Here is a 7,086-nt window from a genome sequence, read left to right as displayed (position 1 = left end):
GCCCCGCCGCCGACGCCCGCTCCACTGCCGGCACCCCCTCCGGCACCGCCGCCTGCACCTCCGCCGGCGCCCCCGCCCTGGGCCAGGGCCGTCGCCGCGCCGAGAACGAGGATTGCCGCGGTGGCCGTGCTGCGCATGAATTTCGTCATGATCCGTCCCTGTCCTGTTCCCGACACCGTCGCAGCGTCGAAACCGGCCTCGCAACGGTCGGAGCGAAGAAACCGTTCCCACGGACAGTCCAGCCACGCCCTCAACGCTTGATGCGCTTGGGCTGATCTTGGCTCTTCGCTCGACCTCGCCCGGGACGGCTGGATCGGCCTCAGGTTCGGACTTTTTTCTCCGTTCAGGCGCGGTTCCTCGGCGCAGCCGCGGGGCGGGACCGCGAGTCCCCTCGCCTCCCCTCAGGCGAGGTGCAGGCGCGCCCGCGCTTCGTCGGGCGTCGCCGGACGGGCGCCGTGCTCGGCGCAGAGGGCGGCGGCGAGGCGAACCAGGGCGACGTTGCCCTGGGCGAGCTGGCCTTTCGCGAGACGGATATTGTCCTCGAGCCCGGTGCGGATGCCATCGGCGCCGCGGGCGAGCGCCCAGCCGATCACCTCGCGCTGATGCCGGCCGATGCCCAGCGCCCCCCAACTCGCCCCCGGCAACAGGCGCCGCGTCTCGGCGAGCAGCAGGTCGAGGCAGTGCGGGTCGGCGGGCATGGCGTCGCTGATGCCGAGCACGAACTGCACGTGGGGCCGCTCGTCGATCACGCCCGCCTCGACGAGGCGGCGGGCGTTGTGGATGTGGGACAGGTCGAAGATCTCGACCTCGGGGCGCACGCCGTTGGCCCGCATGCGCCCGGCGAGGCCGGTATAGAGGGCGGACGGGTTCTCGTAGATGCCGCCGGAGAAATTGGTCGAGCCCGTGGTGAGCGAGGCCATGTCCGGGCGGTGGTCGAGGCAGGCGCCGCGCAAGGCCGCGTCGCTCCCCGCCCCGCTCGTGGAGAACTGGACGATCATGCCCGGGCAATGCCGGCGGATCCCCGCCTGCACCGCGGCGAAGCGGTCGGGATCGTGGGAGGGGCTCTCGTCGTCCTCCCGGACGTGGAGATGGGCCAGGCTGGCGCCCGCCGCGTAGGCGGCCCGGGTCGATTCGATCTGCTCGGCCGGCGTGATCGGAACGGTCGGGTTGTCGGCCTTGCGGGCGACCGAGCCGGTGATCGCCACCGTGACGACGACGGGCCTCATGCGGGGGGCCTCACGATGTGGGCTTCATGGCCGGATCTCCTAACCGAGCGCCGCCTCGACCGCCCGGCCGCAGGTCTCGGTGCCGGCGCTGCCGCCGAGGTCCCGCGTACGCAGGGCCTTCTCGGGCAGCACCCGCTCGATGGCGGCGACGATTTCGGCCGCCGCCGCCCGTTCCCCGAGATGCTCCAGCATCATCGCCGCGGACCAGATCTGGCCGATCGGGTTGGCGATCCCCTGTCCGGCGATGTCGGGGGCCGAGCCGTGCACCGGCTCGAACACCGAGGGGTGGCGGCGCTCGGGGTTGATGTTGCCCGAGGGCGCGATGCCGATCGTGCCGGTGCAGGCCGGCCCGAGGTCGGACAGGATGTCGCCGAAAAGGTTGGAGGCCACCACCACGTCGAACCGGTCCGGGTTCAGCACGAAATGCGCGGTCAGGATGTCGATGTGGTACTGGTCCCAGGTTACGTCGGGGTAGTCCCGGGCAACCGCCCGCACCCGCTCGTCCCAGAAGGGCATCGTGATCGAGATGCCGTTCGATTTCGTCGCCGAAGTGAGGTGGCGCTTCGGCCGGCTCCGCGCCAGCGCGAAGGCGAAGCGCAGCACGCGGTCGGTGCCGTGGCGGGTGAAGACCGATTCCTGCACCGCGAATTCGCGCTCGGTGCCGGCGAACATGCGTCCGCCCGCGTTGGAATACTCGCCTTCCGTGTTCTCGCGGACGACCCAGAAGTCGATGTCGCCGGGCGTCCGGCCGGCCAGCGGGCTGGTCACGCCCGGCATCAGGCGCACCGGACGCAGGTTGACGTATTGGTCGAACTCGCGCCGGAACTGGATCAGCGAGCCCCAGAGCGAGACGTGATCGGGCACGCGCCCCGGCATCCCGACGGCGCCGAAAAAGATCGCGTCGTGGCCACCGATCTGCGCCTTCCAGTCCTCGGGCATCATCCGCCCGTGGGCCTCGTAATAGTCGCAGGAGGCGAAGCCGAACCAATCCAGGGTGAGGGCGAAGCCATGCCGCGCGGCCGCCCGCTCCAGCACGCGCACGCCCTCGGGCACGACCTCACGGCCGATCCCGTCACCCGGGATGACCGCGATCCTGTAGCTGCGCTCGCCCTCGGCCAAAGCGCCCTCCGCCGCTCGTGTCCTCGGCTTCCCTCGCGCCGGAGGAGGCCCGCGTCAATGGCGGCGGGCGGGAAGGGGTGTCAGTGGATCGATCCCGTCGTCTCGCCGGGGCAGGCCTCGTGGGCGCGCGAGCGCAGGACGCGCTTCAGGCGGACGGGCTGTGAGCCGGCGGCGCTGTCGATCGTGCCGACCAGGGCCTCGGGCCCGGCGGTGCCGCGGAAGCTGACGAGGCCGGCCTCGGTCTCGACCCGGAACGCCACGTCCTTGGTCGCGTCGTCGACCGTGACCGCGGTCGTGACCGGGGCCCGCAGGCCCGCGCCCTCGTAGGTCAGGCCGTCGCCGTTGGGCGACCGCCGAAGGGTGATGCTGCGGCCGATCCGGGAGCCGTCGTCGGGCATGGTGCAGAGATCGGCGTAGACCCAGGTTCCGGAGACCCAGCCTGGCCGGGCCGAAGCCGGGCCCGCGGCCGTGAGGCCGGCAGCGACGACACTGGTGAGGAGCACGCGGCACAGGATCGTCATGTCGGTCCTCTTCCCGGGGGAGCGGCGCCGGGCGCCGCGACGGAAAACCGAAGCGCGCCGGGCGCCGCAGGTTCCGCCGGCCTTGCAAGAGGCGTGCGCAATGACACCCGCCGGGCCCGGGTGCCTCCTCAGGTCGCAGCCCCCTCGTTCCAAGCGGCCCGCCCCTCCCGGTCGAGGGCCTCGAATTCCTCCGCGCTCAGGGTGAGCCCCGCGCCCGCGGCATTCTGCGCGAGATGCTCGGGATCGGCCGTGCCGGGGATCGGCAGCATCACCGGCGAGCGCTGGAGGAGCCAGGCCAGGGCCACCGCCCCCGGGGCGACGCCGAGGCGCCCGGCGATGGCGGAGAGCGCCGAATCCGGCCGGGCGAGCGTGCCCTTGTCGAGGGGCGCCCAGGGGATGAAGCCGATGCCGTGGGCCTCGCAATGGGCGAGCACCGCCTCGCTGGTGCGGTCGACGAGGTTGTAGCGGTTCTGCACGCTCGCCACGGGGAAGAACGCGCGGGCCGCCTCGATCTCCTCCACCGAGACCTCGGAGAGGCCGACATGGCGGATCAGCCCCTCCTCCCGCATCCGGGCGATGGCCTCGAACTGCGCCTCGCGCGGGCTGTCGGGGCCGATCCGGTGCAGCTGCCAGAGGTCGATGCGCGCGAGGCCGAGGCGCCTCAGGCTCATCAGCACGCATTGGCGCAGATAATCGGGATTGCCCACCGGCCGCCAGATGTCGGGCCCGTGCCGCGTCAGGCCGCCTTTCGTGGCCACGACGAGGCCCTCGTAGGGGTGGAGCGCCTCCCGGATCAGGTCCTCGCTGACGAAGGGGCCGTAGCTGTCGGCGGTGTCGATCAGGTCGATGCCGAGGCCCGGCACCGCCCGCAGGGTCGCGAGGGCCTTCTCCCGATCCGGCGGGTCGCCCCAGATGCCCGAGCCGGTGACGCGCATGGCGCCGAAGCCGAGCCGGTGAACGGTGAGATCTCCGCCGATCGCGAAGGTGCCGGATCCCTGGGCGCTCGCCATGCCTGTCTCCCTCCCGGGTCGTCCCCGATGGGGGATGAACCCGGGAGCGGGCCGCCGGGTCCCGCTCAGGCTGGCAGCCACTCGCCCTTGTCGGTGCGGCAGACCTTGGCCGGGGGCAGGTCGGCGGCGCCGCCGTCGATCGTCGCGGAGGTGTCGAGCACCCGGCACAGGCGCCCGGTCTCCGCGGTCGGCGCCGCCGCCTGCGGGCGCACGGTGATCTGGCGCGTGCGGCCGTCGCCGCCCTGATAGGTGAGGTAGCGCGGCTGGTTGGTCGCTGCCGCCGCGATCTGGGCGTTACGGATGCGCTCCTTGTCCTGGGCATCGAGGGCGGTGATCACGGCGCAGCCGACGCCGCCGACCGCGCCGCCGATGAGGGCGCCGGCCCCTGCCCCGCGATTGCCGCCCGCCGCCGCGCCGATCAGGGTGCCGACGACGGCGCCGCCGAGGGTGGCCGCGGCACAGCGCCCGATCGCCTCCGCCACCGGATCGGCGGCGATGGCCCCGGGCCCGGCCGGCCGCGAACTCACGCATCCGCCGAGGAGGCCGCCCACGAGGAGGCCTGTGCAGGCGGCGGCGCCGGCTGCGTGGAAGGAACGTCGCGCCATGTCGAGAATGCCCCCGGGCCGTGTGGTCTGGTGGGGAGCGGCCCGGCCCGTGCCGCCCCGATCCGTCAGAACTGCCCGTCCTCGACCCGCTCGATCTCGAAGCGCAGGTCGTCCCGCTTCGGCGCGTTGACGCCGCCGAAGACGACGCTCGGATCGGAGATGCGGCCGGAGGCGGTCTTGTCCTTGAGGGTCAGCTCGAGGTTGCGCGCGCCGCCGAACGGAAGCTTCGCGCGGTTCTTCGGCTCGCCCTGCGGCTCGAGGAACCAGACCTGGGCGAAGCGTCCGTCGCCGCGCACCTCGCAGGCCGTGCCCCGGCACAGCATCTTGCCGGCGACCGGCGTCGCGGTGCTCTTGGAGAAGGTCGTCTCGATCCAGCTGTTGACGAGGTCGCCCTGGGCGGTGGCGGCGAGCCGCAGCTGGAGCGGCACGCGCTGATCGACATAGTCGATGAAGCCCGCATAGGTCCGCAGCGAGACCGGCTCCGGCTGGAGGCGCGGAAGCCCGTCCGAGCGGGACGCGACCAGCACGCCCTTGGCCCCCAGGACGAGGGCGCGGGCGAAATCGAGGCTCGCCCCGTCCCCCAGCTGGGCGCCCGCGAGGTAGATCTCCGCCCGGCCGAAATCGAGGCCGCTGCGCTCGGCCAGGGCGAAGCCCTTCTCCCGGGCGCCCGCCGCCTCGGCCGCCTCGCCCTTGGCGATCACGGCAAACGGGCTGACCAGGATGAAGCGCGGCAGGCCGTGGTTCGGGTCGGCGAGGCGCCCGGCATTCTGCAGGGCGCGCAGCAGGGCGCCGGGCGGGGCCGGCACCGCCGCGATCGCCTCGGCGCGTTTGGCGATCTGGGCCATGGCCCGGGCGAGGCCGTTGGCGAAGGCCTCGCGGGTCTTCTTGTGGCGTGCGCCGCTGTCGTCGCCGGTGAAGACCTGCCATTGCGTGTCCGCCGCCCGCGCCCGCTCGATCTCCTCCGCGGGGAGGTTGGGCGAGCAGCCGACGAAGAGCGGCAGCATCTCGCTGCCGTCGCGGCGGGCGACCAGGAGGGTCAGGCGCTCGCGGGGGCTGAGGGTGCCGGTCCCGACCTCCCGGGCATCGGCCGCCTCGACGACGATGCGCTTCCACAGGGCGTTGGCCTCGGATTTCGCCTCCACGATCGCCTCGTCGAGGACGATCACGGTCTGGCGCAGGGGCTTCGGCTCCCGGTCGCGGGGGCAGGCCGCCTCCTGGCGCATGGCGTCGTAGCCGCCCGGGGCCGCCGCACAGGGGGCCGCGAGCCCCAGGGCGAGGGCGAGGATCGGGAGAAGGGGCGCACGCATGGGAGCCGTCCCGGGTCAGACGTAGCCGAGGTGGAGGCGCAGGCGCAGATAGGCCTCGCCGTCGAGTTCGCGCCGCGTGTCGACATCGCCCGAGGTCAGGTCGTGGTAGACGAAGCGGGTGTGGAGGCCGCGCTGCCGGGCGGTGGCCAGGAGGCGGCTGCGGTGGCTCTCCAGGAGCGCCTTCACCCGGTCGTCGGCCTTGAGCACCTCGGCGAAGCGGGCGCGGTGGCGGGTGTGGTTGCGCAGGCTCTTGGCTTGGTCCGCCTCGCGCCGCTCGGCCTGCTCACGGGCGCGCTGGGCCTCTTCGATGCGCTGGCGCTGCTTCGGCTCCAGCAGGGTGCGGTAGCGCTTGCGCAGCCGGGACCGCAGCACCTCCAGCCGGTGGCGCTCCTCCATGAAGTTCGGCACCGGATCGTGGAACACGATCGCCCAGGCGAGCCCGATCGCGTAGACGAACACGTTCATGATCAGCGCCAGCCCGTAGATCGAGACGGTGCTGGCCCCCTCCTCGCCGAGCGCCTCGGAGCGGGCGACGGCCTCGGCCACGAGGTAGGTGCGGCTGAACACGATGGCGGCGGCGCCGATCAGCAGCAGCAGGAGGCCGACGCCGAACAGCCGCACGCTCTCGGCCTTGAGCCGCCCGGTGACGTTCTCGCCGAAGCGCTCGCTCCACTGGCGGACCACCTGACCGATCAGGTGGCTCGAGAAGGCCAGTCCGAAGGCGATCAGCGTCACGCTGATCGTCGCGAAGGCCGGCGTCAGGAAGTCGATCTTGAGGAAGGCCGAGAGGTTGATCGGGTACTCGGCCATCACGAACAGGAACAGGCCGAAGAAGTACATGCCGGGCCGCCACGCCTGAGCGTCGCGGCCGTGCTCGGCGCGCTTGCGCTCGTACTCGGTATGGAGGCGCCCGATCTCGACGTTGAGGTCGCTGATCTCCTTGCGCTGGAAGAAGTTCGCCCGCTCCGTGGCCAGCGCGGTCTGCTTGGCCTGCTCGATGCGGTCGCGCTCGGCCTCGACGAGGAAGCCCTCGTTGCCGGAGGACGTCTTCTCGTCGGCGAAGCTGCTCAGCACCTCGCCGAGCGCCGAGCGGCGCGCCGAGGAAACGTTCTGCAGGTACCACGCGCTCATGGCGCTGGTGAGGAGCGCCGGACCCCCGGCATCGGCGCCGTGGGGCGGGGACAACGACAGGATCGGCTGATCCGCCTCGGCGTCGAGCCGAGCCGCGAGATCGCGGGCGAGCGCCCCCTCGGCGGAAAAATCCAGGGCTTGGTACTCGGCCAGACTCATCGGGTCAC

General features: G+C 72.6%; 7 protein-coding genes. All 7 read right to left on the bottom strand.

What is annotated here, in order from left to right:
- Positions 1-401: 401 nt before the first annotated feature.
- Positions 402-1,226, bottom strand: coding sequence for a 3-keto-5-aminohexanoate cleavage protein (locus LW587_RS08765; protein ID WP_232629208.1), 825 nt, complete (start codon positions 1,224-1,226; stop codon positions 402-404).
- Between the two features lie 39 nt (positions 1,227-1,265).
- Positions 1,266-2,345: a tartrate dehydrogenase gene (locus LW587_RS08760; protein WP_232629207.1), complete on the bottom strand. Its 1,080-nt coding sequence runs from the start codon at positions 2,343-2,345 to the stop codon at positions 1,266-1,268.
- An 80-nt stretch (positions 2,346-2,425) separates the two neighbouring features.
- On the bottom strand, positions 2,426-2,866 hold the full coding sequence (locus LW587_RS08755; RefSeq protein WP_232629206.1) for a hypothetical protein: 441 nt from the start codon (positions 2,864-2,866) through the stop codon (positions 2,426-2,428).
- Between the two features lie 128 nt (positions 2,867-2,994).
- On the bottom strand, positions 2,995-3,876 hold the full coding sequence (locus LW587_RS08750; protein ID WP_232629205.1) for an aldo/keto reductase: 882 nt from the start codon (positions 3,874-3,876) through the stop codon (positions 2,995-2,997).
- Between the two features lie 65 nt (positions 3,877-3,941).
- Complete coding sequence (locus LW587_RS08745) at positions 3,942-4,481, bottom strand: hypothetical protein (RefSeq protein WP_232629204.1); 540 nt, start codon at positions 4,479-4,481, stop codon at positions 3,942-3,944.
- Between the two features lie 65 nt (positions 4,482-4,546).
- On the bottom strand, positions 4,547-5,788 hold the full coding sequence (locus tag LW587_RS08740) for a hypothetical protein (protein WP_232629203.1): 1,242 nt from the start codon (positions 5,786-5,788) through the stop codon (positions 4,547-4,549).
- Between the two features lie 15 nt (positions 5,789-5,803).
- Positions 5,804-7,078 carry a hypothetical protein gene (locus LW587_RS08735; protein WP_232629202.1) on the bottom strand — a complete coding sequence of 425 codons (1,275 nt, stop codon included), beginning with the start codon at positions 7,076-7,078 and terminating at the stop codon, positions 5,804-5,806.
- Positions 7,079-7,086 lie beyond the last annotated feature (8 nt).

It is taken from the genome of Methylobacterium sp. Leaf118, assembly GCF_920984675.1.
GTDB lineage: Bacteria > Pseudomonadota > Alphaproteobacteria > Rhizobiales > Beijerinckiaceae > Methylobacterium.
Note: the sequence above shows the minus strand (reverse complement) of the source record. Positions and strands in the feature narration are given on the sequence as shown.

Coding starts and splice junctions, on each gene's coding strand:
- LW587_RS08765 (WP_232629208.1), bottom strand. CDS start 1,226: ATGAGGCCCGTCGTCGTCACGGTGGCGATCACCGGCTCGGTCGCCCGC.
- LW587_RS08755 (WP_232629206.1), bottom strand. CDS start 2,866: ATGACGATCCTGTGCCGCGTGCTCCTCACCAGTGTCGTCGCTGCCGGC.
- LW587_RS08750 (WP_232629205.1), bottom strand. CDS start 3,876: ATGGCGAGCGCCCAGGGATCCGGCACCTTCGCGATCGGCGGAGATCTC.
- LW587_RS08745 (WP_232629204.1), bottom strand. CDS start 4,481: ATGGCGCGACGTTCCTTCCACGCAGCCGGCGCCGCCGCCTGCACAGGC.
- LW587_RS08740 (WP_232629203.1), bottom strand. CDS start 5,788: ATGCGTGCGCCCCTTCTCCCGATCCTCGCCCTCGCCCTGGGGCTCGCG.
- LW587_RS08735 (WP_232629202.1), bottom strand. CDS start 7,078: ATGAGTCTGGCCGAGTACCAAGCCCTGGATTTTTCCGCCGAGGGGGCG.